The organism is Caulobacter sp. S45 (assembly GCF_009765965.1).
Classification (GTDB): Bacteria; Pseudomonadota; Alphaproteobacteria; order Caulobacterales; family Caulobacteraceae; genus CAHJWH01.
The window spans coordinates 72499-94615 of record NZ_LMUL01000010.1 but is presented as its reverse complement, the minus strand read 5'-3'; the positions used below and the strand labels follow the sequence as shown (position 1 = coordinate 94615).

The 22117-nt window shown below is 67.7% G+C and carries 20 protein-coding genes and 1 other RNA gene; 11 read left to right on the top strand and 10 right to left on the bottom strand.

Annotated elements, in window-relative coordinates; all coding sequences use genetic code 11:
* The first annotated feature begins 52 nt into the window (after nt 1–52).
* Complete coding sequence (locus GSQ87_RS04895) at nt 53–589, top strand: PAS domain S-box protein (RefSeq protein ID WP_158913827.1); 537 nt, start codon at nt 53–55, stop codon at nt 587–589.
* Between the two features lie 164 nt (nt 590–753).
* Here the strand turns inward: GSQ87_RS04895 and GSQ87_RS04890 are convergent, their stop codons facing one another.
* The gene (locus tag GSQ87_RS04890; protein ID WP_158913824.1) at nt 754–2919 is read right to left on the bottom strand and encodes a TonB-dependent receptor; all 2166 of its coding nucleotides are present in this window, start codon (nt 2917–2919) and stop codon (nt 754–756) included.
* Between the two features lie 379 nt (nt 2920–3298).
* Here GSQ87_RS04890 and radC point away from each other — a divergent pair, with 379 nt between their 5' ends.
* Nucleotides 3299–4006, top strand: coding sequence for a DNA repair protein RadC (radC, locus tag GSQ87_RS04885; protein ID WP_158913821.1), 708 nt, complete (start codon nt 3299–3301; stop codon nt 4004–4006).
* Nucleotides 4007–4024: 18 nt separating this feature from the next.
* On the opposite strand, the gene GSQ87_RS04880 is transcribed toward radC, so the two are convergent.
* Nucleotides 4025–4663, bottom strand: a complete 639-nt coding sequence (locus GSQ87_RS04880) for a glutathione S-transferase family protein (protein WP_158913819.1) — start codon at nt 4661–4663, stop codon at nt 4025–4027.
* Nucleotides 4664–4889: 226 nt separating this feature from the next.
* Entirely contained in the window at nt 4890–5807 is a 918-nt protein-coding gene (locus tag GSQ87_RS04875; protein WP_158913817.1) for a peptidoglycan-binding protein, read from the bottom strand.
* Nucleotides 5808–5957: 150 nt separating this feature from the next.
* Between GSQ87_RS04875 and purB the strand changes: the two genes are divergently transcribed.
* The 5 genes from purB to GSQ87_RS04850 all read left to right on the top strand — a co-directional run bounded on the left by purB (nt 5958) and on the right by GSQ87_RS04850 (nt 10655).
* A complete protein-coding gene (gene purB, locus GSQ87_RS04870; RefSeq protein WP_158913815.1) occupies nt 5958–7265 on the top strand; it encodes an adenylosuccinate lyase in 1308 nt (435 codons plus the stop codon).
* 3 nt (nt 7266–7268) lie between these two features.
* Complete coding sequence (locus tag GSQ87_RS04865) at nt 7269–7727, top strand: cupin domain-containing protein (protein WP_158913812.1); 459 nt, start codon at nt 7269–7271, stop codon at nt 7725–7727.
* Between the two features lie 55 nt (nt 7728–7782).
* Nucleotides 7783–9261: a tetratricopeptide repeat protein gene (locus GSQ87_RS04860; RefSeq protein WP_158913809.1), complete on the top strand. Its 1479-nt coding sequence runs from the start codon at nt 7783–7785 to the stop codon at nt 9259–9261.
* Nucleotides 9262–9379: 118 nt separating this feature from the next.
* Nucleotides 9380–9868, top strand: coding sequence for a hypothetical protein (locus tag GSQ87_RS04855; RefSeq protein ID WP_158913807.1), 489 nt, complete (start codon nt 9380–9382; stop codon nt 9866–9868).
* Nucleotides 9837–10655, top strand: coding sequence for a hypothetical protein (locus tag GSQ87_RS04850; RefSeq protein WP_216839009.1), 819 nt, complete (start codon nt 9837–9839; stop codon nt 10653–10655). The genes GSQ87_RS04855 and GSQ87_RS04850 overlap by 32 nt, the downstream gene beginning before the upstream one ends.
* A gap of 88 nt (nt 10656–10743) precedes the next feature.
* Here GSQ87_RS04850 and clpB read toward each other — a convergent pair whose 3' ends face one another.
* Together clpB and GSQ87_RS04840 are read right to left on the bottom strand one after the other, a co-directional pair.
* Nucleotides 10744–13344 carry an ATP-dependent chaperone ClpB gene (gene clpB / locus GSQ87_RS04845; protein ID WP_158913804.1) on the bottom strand — a complete coding sequence of 867 codons (2601 nt, stop codon included), beginning with the start codon at nt 13342–13344 and terminating at the stop codon, nt 10744–10746.
* Nucleotides 13345–13577: 233 nt separating this feature from the next.
* On the bottom strand, nt 13578–14363 hold the full coding sequence (locus tag GSQ87_RS04840; protein WP_158914408.1) for a tRNA1(Val) (adenine(37)-N6)-methyltransferase: 786 nt from the start codon (nt 14361–14363) through the stop codon (nt 13578–13580).
* A 103-nt stretch (nt 14364–14466) separates the two neighbouring features.
* Here GSQ87_RS04840 and GSQ87_RS04835 point away from each other — a divergent pair, with 103 nt between their 5' ends.
* Nucleotides 14467–15477 (top strand): polyprenyl synthetase family protein, encoded by a 1011-nt coding sequence (locus tag GSQ87_RS04835; protein WP_371416649.1) that lies wholly within the window; start codon nt 14467–14469, stop codon nt 15475–15477.
* 71 nt (nt 15478–15548) lie between these two features.
* On the opposite strand, the gene GSQ87_RS04830 is transcribed toward GSQ87_RS04835, so the two are convergent.
* The 5 genes from GSQ87_RS04830 to GSQ87_RS04810 all read right to left on the bottom strand — a co-directional run bounded on the left by GSQ87_RS04830 (nt 15549) and on the right by GSQ87_RS04810 (nt 20149).
* Nucleotides 15549–15803, bottom strand: a complete 255-nt coding sequence (locus GSQ87_RS04830; protein ID WP_158913801.1) for a hypothetical protein — start codon at nt 15801–15803, stop codon at nt 15549–15551.
* Nucleotides 15804–15864: 61 nt separating this feature from the next.
* The gene (locus GSQ87_RS04825) at nt 15865–16914 is read right to left on the bottom strand and encodes a hypothetical protein (protein WP_158913798.1); all 1050 of its coding nucleotides are present in this window, start codon (nt 16912–16914) and stop codon (nt 15865–15867) included.
* Nucleotides 16915–16936: 22 nt separating this feature from the next.
* Nucleotides 16937–18139: a pyridoxal phosphate-dependent aminotransferase gene (locus tag GSQ87_RS04820; protein WP_158913796.1), complete on the bottom strand. Its 1203-nt coding sequence runs from the start codon at nt 18137–18139 to the stop codon at nt 16937–16939.
* A gap of 33 nt (nt 18140–18172) precedes the next feature.
* Nucleotides 18173–18943 (bottom strand): hypothetical protein, encoded by a 771-nt coding sequence (locus GSQ87_RS04815; RefSeq protein WP_158913793.1) that lies wholly within the window; start codon nt 18941–18943, stop codon nt 18173–18175.
* A gap of 150 nt (nt 18944–19093) precedes the next feature.
* Nucleotides 19094–20149, bottom strand: coding sequence for a pepsin/retropepsin-like aspartic protease family protein (locus GSQ87_RS04810; RefSeq protein WP_158913791.1), 1056 nt, complete (start codon nt 20147–20149; stop codon nt 19094–19096).
* A 329-nt stretch (nt 20150–20478) separates the two neighbouring features.
* Between GSQ87_RS04810 and GSQ87_RS04805 the strand changes: the two genes are divergently transcribed.
* The 3 genes from GSQ87_RS04805 (at nt 20479) to rnpB (ending at nt 22008) form a co-directional block, all read left to right on the top strand.
* Nucleotides 20479–20769, top strand: coding sequence for a hypothetical protein (locus tag GSQ87_RS04805; RefSeq protein ID WP_216839065.1), 291 nt, complete (start codon nt 20479–20481; stop codon nt 20767–20769).
* Nucleotides 20770–20798: 29 nt separating this feature from the next.
* Nucleotides 20799–21548 (top strand): N-acetylmuramoyl-L-alanine amidase, encoded by a 750-nt coding sequence (locus GSQ87_RS04800; protein ID WP_158913786.1) that lies wholly within the window; start codon nt 20799–20801, stop codon nt 21546–21548.
* Between the two features lie 67 nt (nt 21549–21615).
* An RNA gene (rnpB, locus tag GSQ87_RS04795) (RNase P RNA component class A) lies at nt 21616–22008 on the top strand.
* Nucleotides 22009–22117: the final 109 nt, after the last annotated feature.

The following is a 22117-nucleotide window of genomic DNA, read 5'->3' as shown; positions in this document are numbered from 1 at the left end:
GAAGGCAAAATGCCTCTCGAATAAAGAATTGTTTCTTTTGCGGAACAGTAATATGCTTGAAGCATTCGACGCACTTACCGTTGGATTCTGCATTGCGGACCTCGAGTGCCGGGTCTTGAGCGCCGACCGCAGGTTCACGGCCATGCTCGGCTACACCGACGCGTTGGCCATGGGTTTCTCCATGCACGCAGTCACCTACCCGGACGACAAGAGCGCCAGCTTCAGGATCAACCGGCACGTGGTCGAGACTGGAGAGCCCCTCATCTATCGGAAGCGATACAAACGCGCCGACGGACAGGTGTTCTGGGTCGAAAATAGATTGAGCCTGATGGGGACCCAGGCGGAAAAGACCCTCCTGATCGCCAGCGTCGAGGCGACGGCGCCCACACCCGTCGAAGATCGCGGGGTTGGCAAGATGCAGTATTCACGCAGCGTCTGCGCCAAATACATCGCCGATATAGCTGCACAGCTCGGCGCCATGGCCGATGCGCATCAACTTGATACAACCGCCAAGTTACTTCATCTTTCTGCAAAAATGGCTGCGGCGGAAGCGGATCTGGCCGATCGAAATGGCGTCAAGCCACACTAGAGCATTTTCGAGCGAAGTGGATACCGGTTCGCGTGAAGAAAATGCGCTGAATCAGGAAACCAGAGTGTTCAGCCGAACCGATAGATTCGGAAAACGCTCCAGGCGGCGAAACGCCCGCCGGACACGTGGTCGTGGCGGGCGTGGAGGCTGTGGACGCCTCAGGATCAGAAGGTCTTGCTGATCCCGCCGAAGAAGCCGCGTCCGGCGCCGAACTGGGGCGCGCCGACGCCGACGCCGGTCCCGTCGCGGATCTCGTAGATCTTGTTCGCCACGTTGACGACATCGAAGCGCACGTCCACGTGGCCCGCGTACGGCAGGTCGAAGTGGTGCGAGGCGGTCAGGTTCACGGTCACGTAGCTCGCCACGTGAGCCCCGTTGGGCACCGAGCTTCCGTCCGGCAGGTCCTGGTCGCGACGCAGACCCGAACCGTAGAGCATGTCGAACCCGACCCGCGTGCCGCCGATCGCGCCGTCGCGGATCAGATAGGAGCCGCCGGCCGAGCCCGTATAGGTCTGATCGTGGTCCAGATAGATATAGTTCCGGGAGATATAGGCGAGGTCGGCGGCGCTGAAGTTGAACTGGCTGGAGTCGATATCCTTACCCTGCGCCCGCTCGTGGGTGAAGTTGGCGTAGAGGGTGAGCGGCCCTTCGGAATAGTTGGCGGTGAACTCCTGCCCGAAGATCAGCCCTTTCTCGTAGTTGAACGGCGTCAGGATGATCGGCGCGCCGAACTGGCCTTCGTCGATCAGGTTCTGGGACTTGCGGTACCAGACGTCGACGCCCAGCGTCAGACGACCGTGCAGCAGCTTCTGCTCGCCGCCGATGTCGTAGTAGTTCTGCCGCTCGGCCTTGGGCACAGTGTCGGCCGTGACCTCGGACGCCGCCGTGGTGTTCTGGAACTTGGCCACGGTGGGGCTGGCGACCAGCTCGAAGGGCGGCGGGTTGAAATAGCGGGCGTAGCCGGCGTGAATGGTGGCGCCGGGCAGCGGGATCCACACCAGGTTCGCCCGCGGCGAAAGCTGGCTCTCGTTGCGATAGCTGTTCAGCACGTCGCCGCGCAGGCCGTAGTTCAGCGTCAGGTTGGACAGCAACTTCCACTCGTCCTGCAGGTAGACGCTGTAGGTGAACTGGGTCTTGCCGCCATTGTCCAGAATGGTCTCGGGGACGTTGGAGGTCTGCGCGCCCGTATCATCGGTTGGCAGCACCTGGGACGCGGTGTCGCTGGTGGCGCGCTCGCCCTGGATGATGATCCCGCCACGCAGGGTGTGGTCCGGCGTCAGCTTGTAGACGCCCTCGGTCTGCAGGCCGAAGGCGGTGTCGCGCTTCAGCGCGTTCTGGGAGATGCCGGTGTAGAGCAGGTCGCCCAGGTCCGCGGACGGGCGGAAGTCCAGGGTCGAATAGCGGCTGAACAACGAGGTCTGCACCGTGTAGTTCCCGCCGTCGTGCAGCCAGCTGCCGATGGCGTAGCCGGTGATCTCCCGCTGGGTCTCGTTCAGCAGGTCGCTCGGGGAGTTGGTGATCCCGTTGACGTTCAACCCCAGGCTCGGCTGCAGGCCCGGCGTGTTGGGGATCTGGAAGCGGTCGTTGGAATAGCCGCCGATGAACGAGATCCGGTCCGAGGCGCCGATGGTGTGGTCGATATAGACAAACAGGTTGCCCTCGTCGGCCCGGTCGTGGGCCGGCGTGTTGCTGCCGTCGGGGCTCTCGATGCCGAGCTGGGTGCGGCGGAATTCGCCCGAGACGTAGAAGTTGGTATTCCCGCTGTGGCCGCCGTACTCGATGCTGGGCTCGTAGGTGCCGTGGCTGCCGCCGTAGATCGAGGCCACGCCGCCGTTCTCCAACCCGCTCTTGGTGGTGACGTCGATGATGCCGGCGGTCTGCAGGCCGTACTGGGCGGGAAGCGCGCCGGTGATCAGGTCCAGCCGGTCCACCAGGCGCGGGCTCAGGGTCTGGCCGAACACCGAGATGCCTTCGGGCAGGATCACCCCGTTGATGCGGTACTGGATACCGTTGTGGTCGTCGCGCACGTGGATCTGGCCGAAGCTGTCCTGCACCACGCCGGGCAGCTGCAGGACCACCTGGTTGAGCTGCTGGTTGTCGCCGCCGGGCTGAGCCTGGATCATGGCGTTGGTGACGGTGTAGGTCGAAGCGCCGAGCGACGGCTCGATCGACTGCCGCGCCTCGTTGAGGCGCTGGGCGGTGACCACGACCTCCGAAACGGCGTCATGGCTGTCTGCGGTCGGCGTCTGGGTTTGAGCCTGGGCCGATACGGCCAGGCCAAACAGAACCAATGCGCTTCCCGTGGCGAGCAGGCCGGTCTTCAATGTCATAGTCATCCCCGATCATGCCCGTCGGATCGTTTGTGTTACAGAATAACGCTTCCCTAGGGCCACCGGGCGTTACGAGATAATATATCGGTTCGTCAAGGTATACGATTTGACGAGCGGCGTCCGGCGTCGGTCTTGCCCAACTTAGTGACATGGACAACACAAACGCGCATCCGTCCGAACCCGCCCTAACGGGAACGCTTTTGCGCATAGCACCCGGACCCTGCCCGGAGATTGCAGGCGAACAAGGCGGAAGTGCGCCTGGCGCAACCTGGCGCGCCGAAGCGCACGACGCGTGTCTCCAAGCACACATAACCGGCATAGCGCCCTCTTCACGGCGCGGTCCGATCGCCTCATGCTGGCGGCGTTCGGGGACACACGCATGCAACAACCGACCAACGCCGCGACGCCCGGCGCCGCGAGCCCTGGCCTCGGCCATCGCGAACGGCTGAGGACCCGCGCCCACGCGGCCGGGCTCGGCGCCCTGCCCGATTACGAACTGCTCGAACTCTACCTGTTCCGCTCCGCGCCCCGAGGCGACACCAAGCAGAAGGCCAAGGCGCTGCTGGCCCGGTTCGGCTCGTTGGGCGCGGTGCTGTCCGCCTCCGTCGCCGACATCAAGACCGTGGCCGGCGTGGGCGAGACCACCGCGCTGGACCTGAAGCTGGTGCACGAGCTGGCGCAGCGGATCGGGCGCGAGCCGGCGGCCAAGCGGACGGTGATCTCGTCGTGGAGCGCGCTGCTCGCCTATGTGCGCGTGGCGCTGCAGCACGAGCCGCGCGAACAGTTCCGGGTGCTGTTCCTGGATCACAAGAACCAGCTGATCCTGGACGAGGTGATGAACCAGGGCACCATCAACCACGCGCCGGTCTATCCTCGCGAGGTGGTGCGCCGCGCGCTGGAGCTATCGGCGTCCTCGGTGATCCTGGTGCACAACCACCCGAGCGGCGATCCCACCCCGTCGCAGGCCGACATCGACGTCACCCGTCAGGTGGTCGAAGCGGCCCGCGTATTGGGTGTCTCCGTCCACGACCACCTGGTGGTGGGGCGCGACGGGGTGGTCAGCTTCAAGAGCAAGGGGCTGATGTAAGGCCCTAGCAGCCGTCGATCAGGCCTCGGCCTTGGCGCCTTCGAGCCACGCCAGATATGCCGGGGTCTCCAGCAGGGCCTCCATGTAGGCGCCCACCTCGCCCCGGTCGCCGAAGTCCGACAGCTTCACGCCATAGCTGACGAAGCGCGTCGCCACCGGGGTGTAGAAGGCGTCGGCGATCGACCATTCGCCCAGCAGGAACGCCCCGCCGACACGCTCGGGCCGGCCGAGCAGGTCGGCGCACAGCTTGACGATACGGCGGATATTGTCGTGGGTGGCCTCCGACAACTGGGCGTCGTGGGGCTCGTCCACCAGCTCCATCGGGCATTCGCCCCGCAGCGAGGCGAAGCCGGAATGCATCTCCGACGCCGCCGAGCGCGCCAGGGCGCGGGCGGCCGGGTCCTTGGGCCACAGGTTGGCCTGGGGCAGCTTCTCGGCCAGGTATTCGCAGATCGCCAGCGAGTCCCAGATCAGCAGGTCGCCGTCCTTCAGCGCCGGGATCAGCCCGCTGGGCGACAGGGCGGCGACGGCGGGGGTGGTGTCGTGGCGGCGCAGCGGGATCAGGCGCTCGTCGAAGCCCACATTGGCGTGCTTGAGCACAAGCCATGGCCGCATCGACCAGCTCGACCACCGCTTCGACCCGATAATCAGTTCCACTGCAAAGGCTCCTCGTCGACTCGCCGTATCTAAGACGCGGAGGGATAACGCGTTCCCGCGCCGCAGAGTCGCAGCGGGCTCGAATGACGGGCGCGTGAAACCTTTTGCGTCCTTCGAGACGCCCCTTCTAAGCTCCTCAGGATGACGTATGGGGGTAAACTGCCAAAACCTTCGTCATGCTGAGGAGCGGCGCAAGCCGCGTCTCGAAGCACGCAGGGCGTCGCCGCTACTGCACCACGCCAAGCGCGCGGGCGCTTTCGACCGTGATCTGGCCGGCGGCCAGGCGGTGCTCCACCTGGAAGCGATGGAGCGCGGTGTAGGTCTCGGGCCGACCCAGGCCGTCGGCGGGACCGGCGGCGTAGCCCTGGGCGTTCAGCGACGCCTGCAGGTGCGCCATGGCGGGACGGGACAGCGGACCGCCGCACACCACCGGCGCCCACCCCGCGCCGCCGTCATGCATCTCGCGCACCTCGCGCACGCCATAGCGGGCGGCGGTGCGGCGGACGTACCAATGAGCGGGCGCGATCAGGCGAGTGGCGTAGGTGTAGCGGTATTCGGCTGGAATGCGGCGGACCTGGACCGAAGCGGGACGGACCATCACCGTGCGGGTGATCTCGCGCTCCACCGTGGTAGGCACGGCGACCATATGGCCCGGCTCGGCCATCACCCGGCGTTGCACCGTCTCGTAACGGGCCGGGCACCAGACCTTGCACATGATCTCGCCCGTGGGCGTGACCATGGTCTGGCCGGGCTGCGGCGGGCCGCTGGAGACCATGGGGCCATAGCGGCGCTCCCACACGTAGTGGCCGGGCGCCACGACGACCCGTTCGCTGACCGTCTCGTAGCGAGGCTCGGTGCGCACATAGTGCGGGCGGCCCTGGACATGTTCGTAGCCATGCCAGGTGCGATACAGGGCCGGCAGCGAGACCCGCTCCTCGCGCGCCGGGCGCACCAGGACGCGGTGCGCGATGCGTTCCACCCGCGCGGGGGTGTGGAAGCGTTCGATGCGACCCGGCGCCTCGAGCACGCGCTCGCCGTGACGGCTCTCGACGGGCGGCAGCAGCACGCGGCCGACACAGTTGCTTTGCGCAAAGGCCGGGGAAGCGAGGGAGGACAGGATCAGGACGCTCAGCAACGGCTTCATGGGTCGTTCCAGCAACCGGACAAACCGGCGTTCATTTACCACTATGATGCATAAGCCGGGCCAACTCCAAAAAGCTCGCGCGCGAGGCGAAACCGGATCGGTGACCGAGATCGTCTTGACATAGGCCCTCCCCGCTTCCATCCCCCGACCATGATCCCCCGTTACGCCCGCGCAGACGCCGCCGCCATCTGGTCGCCCGAGACCCGTTACCGCATCTGGTTCGAGATCGAGGCCCACGCCGCCACCGCCATGGCCGAACTCGGGACCATCCCGAAATCCGCCGCCGAGGCCATCTGGGCCAAGGGCAAGCACGCCACGTTCGACGCCGACCGCATCGACGAGATCGAGCGCACGACCAAGCACGACGTCATCGCCTTCCTGACCCACGTGTCGGAGATCGTCGGCGAGGAGGCGCGGTTCCTGCACCAGGGCATGACCTCGTCGGACGTGCTCGACACCTGTTTCGCGGTGCAGCTCGCCCGCTCCGCCGACCTGCTGGTCGAGGGCGTCGATTTGGTGATGGCCGCCCTCAAGCGCCGCGCCTTCGAGCACAAGCTGACGCCCACGCTGGGCCGCAGCCACGGCATCCATGCCGAGCCGACCACCTTCGGGCTAAAGCTCGCCGGCCACTACGCCGAGTTCGTCCGCGCGAAGAAGCGCCTGATCGAAGCCCGCACCGAGATCGCCACCTGCGCCATTTCGGGAGCCGTGGGCACCTACGCCAATGTCGACCCGCGCGTGGAAGAGTATGTCGCCGACAAGATGGGGCTGGCGGTGGAGCCGGTCTCGACCCAGGTGATCCCGCGCGACCGGCACGCCGCCTTCTTCTCGGCCCTGGCCGTCGTCGCCTCCTCGGTCGAGCGGCTGGCGGTGGAGATCCGCCACCTGCAGCGCACCGAGGTGCTGGAGGCCGAGGAGCCGTTCGATCCCGGCCAGAAGGGCTCGTCGGCCATGCCGCACAAGCGCAACCCGGTGCTGACCGAGAACCTGACCGGGCTGGCGCGGCTGGTGCGCTCGGCGGTGATCCCGGCGCTGGAGGACGTGGCGTTGTGGCACGAGCGCGACATCAGCCACTCCTCGGTCGAGCGCGGCATCGGCCCGGACGCCACCGTCCACCTGGACTTCGCCCTGCGCCGGCTGGCCAGCGTGATGGAGCGGCTGATGATCTATCCGCACAACATGGCCCGCAACCTCGACCACCTGGGCGGCCTGGTGCATTCCCAGCGCGTGCTGCTGGCCCTCACGCAAAAGGGCGTGTCGCGCGAGGACGCCTATGCGGCGGTCCAGCGCAACGCCATGAAGGTCTGGCGCGGCGAGGGCAAGTTCCTCGACTTCCTCAACGCCGACCCCGAAGTGAACGCGGTGATGCAGCCGGCCGAGCTGGAGGCCCTGTTCGACCTGGGCTACCACTTCAAGCACGTCGACACCGTGTTCCAGCGGGTGTTCGGCGAGGTCTGAGCCATGCCCGCCGCCGGACCCTCGGCGCGCGAGATCATCGCCAAGCTCGACCTCCAGCCCCACCCCGAGGGCGGCTGGTATCGCGAGACCTGGCGCGGGCCGCCGACGGACGGCGGGACACGCGGCTGCGCCACCTCGATCCTGTTCCTGCTGGAGGCCGGCCAGCGCTCGCATTGGCATCGCGTCGACGCCAGCGAGCTGTGGCTGCACCAGGGCGGCGGCGCGCTGCGCCTGCTCACCGCGCTGGACGGCGAATCCAGCGTGGTCGAACACCGGATCGGCCCGGACATCGCGGGCGGCGACACGCTCCAGCAGGTGGTGCGCCCTGGCGAATGGCAGTCGGCCGAGGCGCTCGACGGCTGGGCGCTGGTCGCCTGCGTAGTGGCGCCGGCGTTCGAGTTCGCAGGGTTCGAGATGGCGCCGGCCGGATGGGCGCCGCACCAAGTCAACCAGGACGGCTGACAACCGCCAAAAATCGTGTGCACATTTGCCACCTTAACGCGTGGGTGGGGTGCGCATGAAACGTCTCTTGCTGTTCTGTCTGGCGGCGGCGGTTGTCCCGCATCAGACCGCCCTGGCCTTCACCCAAAGCTCGGGCATCGCGGCCGATACGTGGACGCGCAACATGGAGGTGCGGCGCAAGCTGGATGCGGAGTGCCGCACGGGCGAGGCCCAGGCCGCCATCGCCGCCTGCACCCGCATGATCGGCGACGTCTACAACGACGCCCGGGTCAAGGCGATCAGCTACAACAACCGCGGCGTCGCCCGCCTGACGCTGGGCGACGCGAACGGCGCGGTCGAGGACTTCACCACAGCGCTGCGGATCGACCCGCACGACCCGGCCTCGCAGCCCGACCAGAAGGCCGCCGTCGACGCCGACCTCTATCTGCATCGCGGCCTGGTCTACGCCAGCCTGGGCGAGGCGGCCAAGGCGCGGGACGACTACGGCCAGGCCATCCGCCTGAACCCCCGGCTGACCGACGCCTATCGCGACCGCGCGGCCGCCTACGCCAACGCCGGCGACGCCGAGCGGGCCCTGGCCGACTATTCGGCGGCGATCCGCACCGACCCGGACAACGCCGCCGCCTATCGCAGCCGGGGCGAGACCTACGCCAACACCGGGCGCTATCCGCTGGCGCTGGCCGACTACGACCTGGCCATCCGGCACGATCCCCAGGACCCCGTGGCGCTGGACGACCGCAGCCGGGCCTTCAAGGCGCTGGGCGAGCTGACCCGCGCCGCCGCCGACGAGGCCCAGGCCCTGAAGCTGGACCCCGAGCTGGCCTCGGGCCGGCTGAACATGGGCGAGGTCTACAGCGCCACCGGCCAGACCCAGGCCGCCATCGCCGAGTACGACGCCGCCCTGAAGGCCGACCCCAAGTACGCCCGCGCGCTCGCCGCCCGCGCCGACGCCTACGCCGCCAGCGGCGCGCGCGACCAAGCCATCGCGGACTACGACGCGGCGCTGAAGCTCGATCCCAAGCTGGTCCCCGCGCTCAACAACCGGGGGCTGGCGCACCTGGGCCTGGGCCAGTACGGCCCGGCCATAGCCGACTTCACCGAGGCGCTGAAGCTCGCCCCCAGGCTCGCCTCCATCTACGGGAATCGCGCCCGCGCCTACGGCCTGTCGGGCGACACCGCCCACGCCATCGCCGACCTCAGCGCCCAGATCGCCCTGTCGCCCGACGACGCCAAGGCGTTCGGGGAGCGGGCGCTGGAATACCACCGCCTGCACGACGACGCGCGTGCCCTGGCCGACCTGGGCGAGGCGATCCGGCTGGCGCCGGGCGACGCCTCGACCCTGCGCACGCGCGGCCTGATCTACTACGCCCTGCGCGACAACCGCCACGCCATCGCCGACTTCACCGACGCCATCCGCCTGGACCCCGCCGCCGCCAAACTGTTCCGCGACCGCAGCCTGGCCTATGCGGCGCTGGGCGACGACCGGCGCGCGGTGGCGGATGACAAGCGGGCGGAGGCGCTGATGGGGCGGTGAGGCGAACTTCCGCGAGCGTGTCCCACGAAGGCGCGACCATGGCGATCTATGGCGTGTTATGGGGGCTAAGATTTAGACGCAGTAGCACCCAACAGCAAAATGAGGCTTCGCGAATACTGTGAGCGTTGAGATTGCCGACTACATCAACGTCGCCGCGCGGGCCAACGAGCTTGGCTGTAAAGTGCCTGTCGGCATTGCGGTAATGCCAGACAACTTCGCCACCGCTACCAGCCGCGCCAAGCTACTGATTCAGGGTGAAGGCAGCACCCTAAAGACTCTACTGCGGAACGATGGCCTCGCGGTTTCTGATTTACTGCCTGACGGCGAGCGATTTTCATTCATTCATAACAAGAGTCACGATTGGCAGGCGCTACTGTTCATCGCAGCTAGTCTTTGGAGCAATGACCGAACTGCCGTCTCCGTAGCCTTAAGCGTCGTCTCCAATTATCTAACCGACTATTTTCGAGGAGCGCCTTCGCACCAAATCCGCCTTGGCGTGGTGGTAGAGAAGACTCCCGACCGCACCTACAAGCAGATCACCTACGAGGGTAGCGTAGCTGGTCTAGCTGCGCTGGATGAAGCAATACGACGGGTGTGCGATGAGTGAAGCGTGTTCGCCGGAAATCGACGCCTTCAACGCGGTCGTTACCGGCGTTGAGAAGTACCTTTTCATTGTTCGCGACGCGGATCTTCAACGCGAGGCCATTGACCAGCTTAACGAGCTTACCGGCAGACTCGTGGCTTGGAAGGCGCAGGCCATCAAGCGCGGCGATGAAGACATGGCAAATAAGTTCCTCGGGTGCGAGTGCGTCACCCGTTATCTGCGTGACGAAATTACCATGTGGCTGGACCTCAAGGAAGGCCGAGAGGAAAAGGCATGGGAAAGCTTGATCGCTGCTCAGCGGAGCATTGGCGACGCGATCCGGGCGCACCGTGGCTTTGCTCACCTAGAGCAGAATGCCAAGCGGATGGCGGCGATCGAAAGCGTAATCTTTCCGCCGCAAGTGTTCCTAAGCGCTGGACTAATCGTCGGTCGGCAGGAATGTACGATCTGTGGCCAGGAATATGAGGACTGTCCGCACGTCAAAGGCCGACCCTACTGGGGTCGACTGTGCGCAGTGCGCTTGAGCGACATCCGAGCGGACCACGTTGCAATAGTCAAAGAACCAGCCAACAGGCTTTGTCGAGTTGTTCATTTCAGTGATGGGACGGGCAAGCGGAATCGAATGACCTGGAAAGTTGATCCGATCCCCATCGGGAGCGGTCACATAGTTTCCGATGATGGCCGGGAGGGCCTCCTCGTCGACGGTATACTGGCAACCACTCATGATACTGACCTGAGCGATCATGCTGAATACGTCGAGCAACTGCCGGGCCGGCCATTCACGGCCTGACGCAGATTAAGACCGGCTTGCGAGAATGACCCCGCAACGTGAGAAAACATGGGAGGCGGAAACCGCCTCCCACAAACCACCCCACCCCCTACTGTATCGTCGCCCGCCCAATCTCCAGCTTGCCGTCCCCCGCCTGCACCTCGATCACCGAGCCGTCTTCCAGCTCGCCGGCCAATAGTTTGCGGGCGATGGGGTCGATCAGTTCCTTCTGGATCACGCGCTTGAGCGGGCGCGCGCCGTAGACCGGGTCGTAGCCCTTTTCGCCCAGCCAGTGCAGGGCGCCGGGGTCGAGCGAGATGGCCATGCGCCGGTCGGCCAGCAGCTTCTCCACCCGTTGCAACTGGATGGCGACGATGCTGTCCATCTGGGCGCGACCCAGGCGCTGGAACAGGATCACCTCGTCGATCCGGTTGAGGAACTCGGGCCTAAAGTGGCCGCGCACCACCTCCATCACCATGGGCCGCGCCACCTCGACCCCGGTGCCGTCGGGCAGGTTGGCCAGGGCCTCGGAGCCCAGGTTGGAGGTCATCACGATCAGGGTGTTGCGGAAGTCCACCGTGCGCCCCTGGCCGTCGGTCAGCCGCCCGTCGTCGAGCACCTGCAGCAGCACGTTGAACACGTCGGGGTGGGCCTTCTCCACCTCGTCGAACAGCACCACCTGATAGGGCCGGCGACGCACCGCCTCGGTCAGCGCCCCGCCCTCGTCGTAGCCGACATAGCCGGGAGGCGCGCCGATCATGCGGCTGACCGAGTGCTTTTCCATGTACTCGCTCATGTCGAGCCGGGTGATGGCGCTCTCGTCGTCGAACAGGAATTCGGCCAGGGCCTTGGTCAGCTCGGTCTTGCCGACGCCGGTCGGACCCAGGAACAGGAACGAGCCGATGGGGCGGCTGGGGTCCTTCAGCCCGGCGCGGGCTCTACGCACCGCGTCGGAGACGGCGACCAGCGCCTCCTCCTGGCCGACCACGCGCTGGCGCAGCACGTCCTCCATGCGCAGCAGCTTGTCGCGCTCGCCCTCCAGCATCTTCTCGACCGGCACCCCGGTCCAGCGCGAGACGACGGCGGCGATCTGCTCGGCGTCGACCACCTCGGGATTGAGGGTGTCGGCGGCCTTCTCCTGGCCCTCGGCCTCGGACAATTGGCGCTCGACCACCGGGATCTGGCCGTAGAGGATCTCAGACGCACGGGCGAGGTCGCCGCGCCGCTGGGCCTGCTCCAGCTCGCCACGCAGCCGGTCCAGCGCCTCGCGGGCGGCGGCGGCGGCGCCGACCTTGGACTTTTCGGTGCGCCACTGGGCGGTCATGTCCTCGGACTGACCTTCCAGGTCGGCGATCTCGTCCTCCAGCTTTTCCAGGCGGCGCTTGGAGGCGTCGTCGGTCTCCTTCTTCAGGGCCTCGCGCTCGATCTTCAGCTGCACCAGGCGGCGGTCGATCTCGTCCAGGGCCTCGGGCTTGGAGTCCACCGCCATGCGCACGCGGCTACCGGCCTCGTCGACCAGGTCGATGGCCTTGTCGGGCAGGAAGCGGTCGGTGATGTAGCGGTTGGACAGGGTGGCGGCGGCGACGATGGCGCTGTCGCTGATGCGCACCCCGTGGTGGACCTCGTACTTCTCCTTCAGGCCGCGCAGGATGGAGATGGTGTCCTCCACCGTCGGCTCGCTGACGAACACGGGCTGGAAGCGGCGCGCCAGGGCGGCGTCCTTCTCCACGTGCTTGCGGTATTCGGTGAGCGTGGTGGCGCCGACGCAATGCAGCTCGCCGCGCGCAAGCGCCGGCTTGAGCAGGTTGGAGGCGTCCATCGCCCCGTCGCCCTTCCCGGCGCCCACCAGGGTGTGCATCTCGTCGATGAACAGGATGATCTGGCCATTGGCGCTGGTGGTCTCGGAGAGAACCGCCTTCAGCCGCTCCTCGAACTCGCCGCGATACTTCGCCCCGGCGATCAGCGAGCCCATGTCCAGCGCCAGCAGGCGCTTGTCCTTCAGTCCCTCGGGCACGTCGCCGTTGACGATGCGCAGCGCCAGCCCCTCGACGATGGCGGTCTTGCCGACGCCGGGCTCGCCGATCAGCACGGGATTGTTCTTGGTGCGGCGCGACAGCACCTGGATGGTGCGGCGAATCTCCTCGTCGCGGCCGATCACGGGGTCGAGCTTGCCGGCGCGGGCGGCCTCGGTCAGGTCGCGGGCGTAGCGCTTCAGGGCCTCGTAGCCCTCTTCGGCCGAGGCGCTGTCGGCGGTGCGGCCCTTGCGGACGGCGGCGATGGCGGCGTCCAGCGACTCCGGCGTGACGCCCGACGCCTTCAGCGCCTTGGCGGCTTCCCCGCCGTCGGTGGCGAGCGCCAGCAGCAGGCGTTCGGTGGTGACGAAGGCGTCGCCGGCGGCCTTGGCCTTGTCCTCGGCCACGGCCAGCACGCGCGCCAGCTCAGGCTTCATGTAGAGCTGGCCGGAGCCGCCCTCGACCTTGGGTATCTTGTTCAGGGCGGCGTCGACGGCGGCCACCGCGTCGTCGGGACGGCCGCCGGCCTGGCTGATCAGGGTGCGGGCGAGGCCGGACCCATTGGGCCCGTCGCGTTCGTCCAGCAGGGCCTTGGCCAGGTGTTCGGGCGAGAATTGTTGATGGCTGCGGACCAGCGCGACCTGCTGCGCGGCCTGGATCGCCTGCTTGGCGCGATCCGAATAGGCGTCGATGTTCATTCAGGCTTCCCCTCTCGGCGGATGTTCGGCGGACGCCTTCTTGGAAGCACGCCCGACGGCTCGACCGATGTGGGTGTGGCGTGGGGGACACACAAGGTGGGGTCGGCGATCTGCGTGCTTCAAGACGCCCCTGCGGGGCTCCTCAGCATGACGGATGGTGGGGGTTCCAAGATCCTTCGTCATGCTGAGGAGCGGCGCCAGCCGCGTCTCGAAGCACGCACCCCATCACCGCCTCACCACCCCAGCCCCGCCTCGCCGCGCAGGATCGCCTCGGCCTCCGGCGTGTGCTTGGCCCCCTCGCGTTCATGGATCACCAGCGGCGGCAGCAGCACGAGCGGGGCCTTGCCGGTCTTGACCGCGCGCACCAGCACCCGCTTGGCCGGCTCGTCGGCGAAGGGGTGGATCGGGCGGATGCGGAACGATCCCGCCCCCTCGCCCAGCCCCGCCAGCAAATCCGCCAGCCGGTCGGCGCGGTGGATCACGGTGATGCGGCCGTTCTCCTTCACCACCTTGAGCAGGAAGGTGGTCCAGGCGCCCAGCCCCCCATCGGCGATCCAGGCGTCGCGCTTGCTGGGATGGGGGGTCTTCAGCGCATTGGGATCATCGAAGAAGGGCGGGTTGGCGAACGCCGCGTCGAAAGGCCCGCCGCCCAACGCGGGCAACCGCAGGCTGACGTCGCCGTGCAGCGCCTCGATCCGATCGCCCAGCCCGTTCAGCACGATGTTGACGTGGGCCAAGCCCAGCGCTGTGGAATCCCGCTCCAGCCCCACCAGCGACGTCCCCGGCGAGCGGACGGCGGTCTGGAGCAGGGCCGCGCCGGCGCCGCAGCCGGCCTCCAGCGCCCGCTCCCCCGGCTTCAGCTCGACGGCGGCCGCCAGCAGGGCGGCGTCCAGCCCGGCGCGATAACCGACCCGGGGCTGGCGCAGCAGGATGCGACCGCCGAGCACGCGGTCCTCCGTCGTCTCGTCGGGGCGAGGGGGAACAGATACATGCTGCTTATCGTCCGGCTGGACACCCATATCCTTGACCATGGCAGGCGGTGTAACCATTGTGCCGCCCGACGGCGACCCCCTCGCGCCGGTGTTGCGCCCGAGTCCGAGCGCGCGAGCAGGAGCACGTTAGTTGGAAGTGGCGACCGCCCAGCGCCTGGAACCCGAAGGTTCGGTGCAGCACCTTTTCGACCTGTCCACGGTCGACATGGCGGGCGTCGATTCCCTGATCCACGATCGCCTGCAAAGCGACGTCCCGCTGATCCCGGCGCTGGGCGACCATCTGGTCGAGGCCGGCGGCAAGCGCCTGCGCCCGTTGCTGACGGTGGCGGCGGCGCGGCTGTGCGGCGCGCGCGGCGACGCCCACCGCAAGCTGGCGGCGGCGGTGGAGTTCATCCACACCGCCACCCTGCTGCACGACGACGTGGTCGACGGCTCCCAGCTCCGGCGCGGCAAGGTCGCCGCGCACCTGATCTGGGGCGGCTCGGCCAGCGTCCTGGTCGGCGACTTCCTGTTCGCCCGCGCCTTCGAGCTGATGGTCGAGACCGGCTCGCTGCAGGCGCTCGGCATCCTGGCCCGCGCCTCGCGCGTGATCGCCGAGGGCGAGGTGCTGCAACTCACCCGCGCCCACGACCTGCAACTGGACCAGGCCACCTATCTGGAGATCATCCGCGGCAAGACCGCCGAGCTGTTCGCCGCCGCCGCCGAAGCGGGCGCGGTGGTTTCCGGCGCCACGGCGGGGCAGATCGCGGCGGTGGCGGCCTATGGGCTGAAGCTCGGCCTGGCCTTCCAGCTGGCCGACGACGCGCTCGACTATGGCGGCACGTCGGAGACCCTGGGCAAGAACGCCGGCGACGATTTCCGCGAGGGCAAGGTAACCCTACCGCTGCTGCTGGCGATCCAGCGCACCGGCGCGCAGGAGGCGGCGTTCTGGGAACGCACCGTCGGCCAGCATGAACAGTCCGAAGCCGACTTCCGCCGGGCGCGGGACCTGATCGCCTCCACCGGCGGCATCGCCTCCACCCTGGCCCTGGCGCACGAGTACGCCGAGGAGGCCAAGACCGCGCTGCAGATCTTCCCGCGCGACGAGTGGCGGGTCTCGCTGGAAGCGCTTGCGGACTTCGCGGTGGATCGGGCGGCCTAGTCGCGATCGAAGGTGCGAACGAGCGCCAGCATTTCCAACACTGGCCTTGATCGCCCTATTCTGACTTCGGCTTAAGAGAAGCTCATCGCTTGAGTAGCCTTTGCGCTGAAACGCGCTAAAGGCGCGCTGAAGGCTAAGAACAATATCGCTGCGACCGCTTCTTCAGCGGGAATGGTGAGTTGAACCAGAATAAGCGTGAGATGACCGAATCCAACCACGGTCAATGCACCTCGGGCCACGCTGAATACCGCAGTAACAGCGCTCTGAACGAGCTGCAGCGCCGCCGTTACCCGGATGAGCGTCAATGCTAAGTCGTGGGAGGACATCTGCAGCTACCTGAGCACGAAAGAAATAAGATCGCACGCTAGAGCAGCGCCAGAAGCTAAGCTACTCGGATCGGGCTCTTGTGAGATTGCGCCGCCAGGCGACCCATCCCAGGACGCTCACTATCAGCCCAACAAAGAATAAGGGCGGCTGCAGGTCTGCCGGCGCGTGCTGCACGCCCACCGCATAGACTCCGAACCCGAGCATCACCACCCCCACCCGCCGCGCCAGCGCCGCGTGCGAGCGGCCGGTGCGTTGCAGCCAGAGCTGGAACAGGTGGTCGCGGTGGGCCTGCAGCAGGTTCTGCTTTCGCCGCGCGCGGTACAGCAGGGTTAGCAGCACGTCGGTGAGGAAGGGCAGCAGGGCGATGGGCGCCACGTACAAGCACACCGGCCCCACCCCATTCCGCCCCGCCGCAGCCGCCGCCACGGCCGAGACCAGGAACCCCGAGAACAGCGCTCCCGCGTCGCCCTGGAACAGCCGCCCCCTGACGTTCCATGGCAGGTAGCCGAGGTTGGCGGCCGCACCCGCCAGGGCCACGCCGCCCAGCGCGGGCGCGCCGCCGCCAAGGCACGCCAAGCCCAGGACTCCGAGCGCGATGGCCAGGGCGCCAGCGGCGACCCCATTGGCCCCGTCCATGAAGTTGACCGCATTGGTGGCGACTACGATCCACAGCGCCGTCCCCAGCGCGCCCAGCACGGGCCCGAGCGGAATCGCCAGCCCGGCCGCGAGCGGGACCGCCTCGATTCGCGCCACCAGCGTGGCGTACAGCAAGGCCGCCAGCGCCTGGATCAGCAGCTTGGCCTTGGCGCCGATGTCGACCATGTCGTCCACCGCGCCCAGCAGGCCAAGCGCGCCCGCGAAGCCCAGGGTGGTCGCCGCGATCCTCAGCGCCGCCCCGTCCCCTCCCCTTGCAAGGATGGCGAAGGCGAAGGCGCCCAGGCTGGTCCCCGCCAGGATCGCCAGACCGCCGGAAGTCGGCGTCGGGCGATAGTGCATGCCCCGCTCGCGCGGCGGGTCCACCGGTCCGGCCCAGGCGATCAGCCCGGTGAGCGCCGTCGCCACACCCGCCGAGACGGCGAGCGCGCTCCAGAGACCCGTTCCGAGGCTCATGTTCCCGGCTCGCCGATCCCGCTCAGGTCACGCTGGCGCAGAAGCGCTGGATACGCGCGCAGGCGTCCTCCAGCTCCGCCGTCGAGGTGGCGTAGGAGATGCGGAAGAAGGGCGATAGGCCGAACGCGTCGCCCTGCACCACGGCCACGCCCTCGGCGTCCAGCAGCTCGGCGGTGAAGGCCACGTCGCTGTCGATCACCTTGCCCGAGGGCGCGCGCTTGCCCAGTAGCCCCTCGCACGACGGATAGACGTAGAAGGCGCCTTCCGGCTTGGGACAATGGATGCCGCTGGCCTGGTTCAGCATCGAGACCACCAGGTCGCGCCGCTCCTCGAACGCCTTGCAGCGCGTGGCGATGAAGTCCTGCGGGCCGTTCAGGGCCTCGACCGCCGCCCACTGCGAGATCGACGAGGGGTTGGAGGTGGATTGGCTCATCACCTTGGCCATGGCCTTGATCAACCGCTCGGGGCCGGCGGCGTAGCCGATGCGCCAGCCGGTCATGGCGTAGGCCTTGGACACGCCGTTCATGGTCAGGGTGCGCTCGTACAGTTCGGGCACGACCTCGGCGATGGTGGAGAACTTGAAGCCGTCATAGAGCAGGTGCTCGTACATGTCGTCGGTCAGCACCCAGACGTGGGGGTGGCGCAGCAGCACCTCGCCCAGCGCCTTCAAGGCTTCGCGCGAATAGGCGGCGCCCGACGGGTTGGACGGCGAGTTCAGCATCAGCCACTTGGTGCGCGGCGTGATCGCGCGCTCCAGGTCCTCGGGCTGCAGCAGGAAGCCGTTCTGGGCGGTGGTGGGGACGAACACCGGCTCGCCGCCGGCCAGCAGCACCATGTCGGGATAGGACACCCAGTAGGGGGTGGGGATGATCACCTCGTCGCCTGCACCCAGCGTGGCGACCATGGCGTTGTAGATCACCGGCTTGCCGCCCGGCGAGACGTTCACCTGGCTGGGCTTGTAGGTCAGGTTGTTCTCGCGGGCGAACTTGCCGGCGATGGCCTCCTTCAGCTCGGGCAGGCCGTCGACGTCGGTGTACTTGGTCTTGCCCTCCCGGATCGCCCGGATGGCGGCTTCCTTGATGTTCTCAGGGGTGTCGAAGTCCGGCTCGCCGGCCGCGAGCGCGATGATGTTGCGTCCGGCGCGGGCCAGGGCGCGGGCCTGGGCGGCGATCGCCATGGTGGACGAGGGCTTGACGCGGCTGAGCGCGGGGGATTCCAGAGACATCGGTCTTCCTGAGGACTGCGGACCTGAACGGGCCTACTGCGGCCCGCGCAGCGGCGGGGCGGGCTTGGCGGGATCGACGGGCGCGGCCGCCGCGGGGGCGAGCGCGTCGTCGATATTCTTCGGCGCCTCGGCGGGCGCGGGCGTCGGGGCGGCGCCGTCCTTGGGCCCGCCGTCCACGGCTGCGGGTGGCGCTGCGACCTTGGGCGCGTCGGACTCGACCTTGGTGGGCTGGGCCTCGGCGGCCGAGGCGTTGGCGGCGGTGGCGTCGCCGGCCTGGACGTCGGCGGCGGTGGACTTGAAGGCGGCGCCCAGGATGCCCGAACGGGTCTCCAGCCGCTTGGCGGCGACCTCGCAGCGACCCGGCAGGTCCCACAGCAGCCACGACCACATGCGGCTGCGCGGTTCGGCGGTCTTGGCGGCGTCCCAGATCGCCTCGCCCTGGGCCTCGGCCTTGTCGCGGCGGTCGGCCATGGCCTTGGGATGCGACTTGGCGGCGGCGCGGAGCGCGCTGGTGTAGAGCGCCAGATATTCGCGCCCGGCCTTCATCTGCTCCAGGTCGGCCTTCTCGTCGCCGTCGACCTCTTCCGGCCGCTCAATGCTCTTCAGCTCGGGCTTGACCAGGGTGTAGAGCGCCATGTGGCCGGTCAGCGCCCCGTGGCACCAGGCCACGAAGTCGTAGTCCTCGGCCGGCGCGCCCTTGGGGACCTCGCCGTCTTCGGCGACGGGAGGCGTGATCGCCGCAGCGGCGGCCACGCCCTGGGGCTCGGCCTGCGCCAGCGCCAAGGCGAACAGGAAGGTCAGCATAACCTAAGAATCCTCTGGGCGGCGACAACGCGCCCGGACGCTCCGTTTATATCTCCATCGCGCGGAGGCAAGCCATTCGGTCCGCGCTGCAACACAGCGCGGCCATTGCGCGGCTTTCGGACGACAGGCCGGCGAGGCCGTTGCCGGCTACTACGGCTGGGGAGAAGCTGGCGTGGGAGGCGGTTGCGTGGCGGGGGCCGGCGCGGGGCTTCCCACAGGCTGCGCCTGGGCGACAGCTCTCGGGGGAGGCAGGAACACCGGACCCCCGATGTAGCTGAAATAGATCTTGTTGTGGCTGGGCGAGATCATGACCCGGTGCGACCTGAAGAAGTCGAGCCCGATCAGGGCGCGCGGCCGATCGCTGGTGTCGCGTCCGAGGTGGGTGCCAGCCTTCTCGATCGTATTGTAGCGGAACAGGTCCGCCACCCTCATTCGGGTGTTCTTGATGGTCTCGTCGCCTATGCCGACCGTATCGAACACGTAGACGGAGCTATCGACCGAGTGCGCGCCGATCCCCCTTAGCGCACGAGCGGGCGCCGCCGCATCTTCGCGAGCGCCAGCGGCCGAAGCTGCGGCCGGCGTGATCCAGGTGCCGGGCGCTCCGGTGTCGAGTTGAGCCCGGACTTCGTGGCCGTTCAGCGTCAGGGTCGTGATCAGCCTCGGATTGATGTCCCTGATCGGCTCGAGCGGAGCCTGTGAATAGGCGGCCCCCCAGTAGGGCATTTCCGCGTCGCTGCACCCAGTCGCCTTCAGCAGACGGATGACGCCGTGCGCAACATCGATCTCCATATCGTAATTGTAGAAGACATCCTCTCCAATGTTCCCCATGACCGTGGCGGAGTGAGGATTCTTGCCGGCCACCAGCAGTTCTGTGTTGTGGATCGTGAACTTGCCGAAGCGCAGTTCCTTGATCGTCGCGAGCTGAGCGTCGGCCAATCCACCGATGCCGCCCACCGTCAGACTTCTCGTCCCGTTGAAGCGGTGAGTGGTGATGCCCAGCTTCTGCGGCGAGTCGCCGTACAGCGCGCTTGTGCCGCCTGTCTCGGCCACCATCATCGCCGGCTGGCCGTCGATCGAGGTCGGCAGTAGCAGATGTCCTTCGGCGAACACCACCGGCAGTTCGCCGACCTGCTGGAGCTGGCAGGCCGCCTGCGCCGATCCGCTCCCCGCCAGCGAAGCGCCGCCAGCCGCGGCCAAGGCCGCCAAACCCAACATCCACCGCATGCGGCCCACCCTGCAACCCCTGCACGAGCAAGCTCGCCTCACCCCGCCGTCGCGGTCAAGCCGCGTTCTGTTTCAAAGTGGAAAGAAAGCGGGCGATCTCATCAGGCTTCGGATCATCGAACGGGTCCGAAATCCACATTTCGCCCCGCAATCGAGCCCCAAAACCCGGCATGTGTGCTCATTTGGCGTCAAGCGGCCGTTGTAAGCAGCGCGGCGGGTTGACGTTCGCGCCTACGAACCCGAGATTGGTGTTGCAACAAGGATCGTCCCTCCGCGTTCGACTTGCCGAAGGAGTGCTGGACGTGAATGAAATGGCGCGCTGGTCTGGGCAGGCTATCCCGATCGTGGAGCGTGGAAGACCGTCGTCGATCTCTCCCCTGTTCGGCGTCGTCAGCGCCGTGGCCACGGGCCTGGTCGCCTTGGCGGGCTTCATGCTGGCGCTGGTGTTCGCAGCAACCCTGGCGGTGGTGATGGTGATGGCGGCCGCGTTGTTCGCGCTCGCGGCCCTGGCTTGGCGGGTGCGTCCCCGGCCGGCGACTGTGCAGGCGCATCGTGCGGGGCACGCCTGGGTGGCCTATGACTGGGAAGACCGCCAGCGCTGATCTGGCGCAAGCCCCAGGACTTCCCCTCCATGCCTGCCGACGCCGGGACGCCCATCGAGGCGCCCTCCCCCAACTTCGACATCCGCAAGAGCCCGCCCGACATGGTGGTCCTCCACTATACGGGGATGACCTCGGGCGAGGCCGCCCTGGCGCGCCTTTGCGATCCGGCGGCCAAGGTCTCCGCCCACTACCTGATCGAGCAGGACGGCCGCGTATTCCGCTTGGTGGCCGAGGAGCGGCGCGCCTGGCATGCGGGCGTCTCGTTCTGGCGGGGCGAACGGGACGTCAATGCGCGCTCCATCGGGGTGGAGCTGGTCAATCCGGGTCACGAGTGGGGTTACGTCCCGTTTCCCGCCCCCCAGATGGACGCCCTGATCGGGCTGCTCGACGCAATCCGGGGGCGCTGGTCAATCGCCGACAGCGACATCGTCGGCCATTCCGACGTCGCGCCCGACCGCAAGATCGATCCCGGCGAGTTGTTCCCCTGGCGCAGGCTGGCGGACGCCGGCCACGGCCTGTGGGTCGATCCCCCGCCCGCCCCGGGCGCGGAGATCGGCGAGGGCGAACAGGGCGCGGCCGTCTTCGCCTTGCAGGCCGGGCTGACCCGGCTGGGCTACGACTGCCCGCCGACGGGGATCTACGACGCCGCCACCGGCGTGATCGTCTCCGCCTTCCAGCGCCATTGGCGGGCCGATCTGATCGATGGGCGGGCGGACGGCGACACCCGCGCTCGTCTGATGGCCCTGCTCAGGCTGCGCGCCGCCGCGCCGTCGGCCTGAACGCGCGCCCTACATCTGTCCGCGCACGGTTGACCGCGGCGCCGTCCCGGCCCATTTGAGCCCTGGGCCAGACGGCCGGGCGGTCGCGGCTTCCTTTCGGGGAGGTCGAGGAAAGTCCGGGCTCCACGGCGACAAGGCGGCGGGCAACACCCGCCGGGAGCGATCCCAGGGATAGCGCCACAGAAAGTAAACCGCCCCTCGCGCGTGAGTTTAGCAGGGGTAAGGGTGAAAGGGTGCGGTAAGAGCGCACCGCGGACCTGGCGACAGGGACGGCATGGCAAGCCCCGCCTGGAGCAAGACCGAATAGGGACATCGCGCCCTCGCAAGAGGGTAGGGCCGTCGCTGGTCCGAGGTGTCCGGGTTGGTCGCGAGAACCGTCCGGCAACGGACGGTCCAGAGGAATGATCGTCGCGCCTGTCCGCAGGCGGCACAGAACCCGGCTTACAGGCCGTCTGGCCCACATTTCACTCTCGCCACATTCCCGCCCCATCTGTTCTGTGTATGTTCTGTTTATAACCTGTTAATACTGACGGCCCGCCCGTTGACATCTGATCTCTGGGACGATTTGG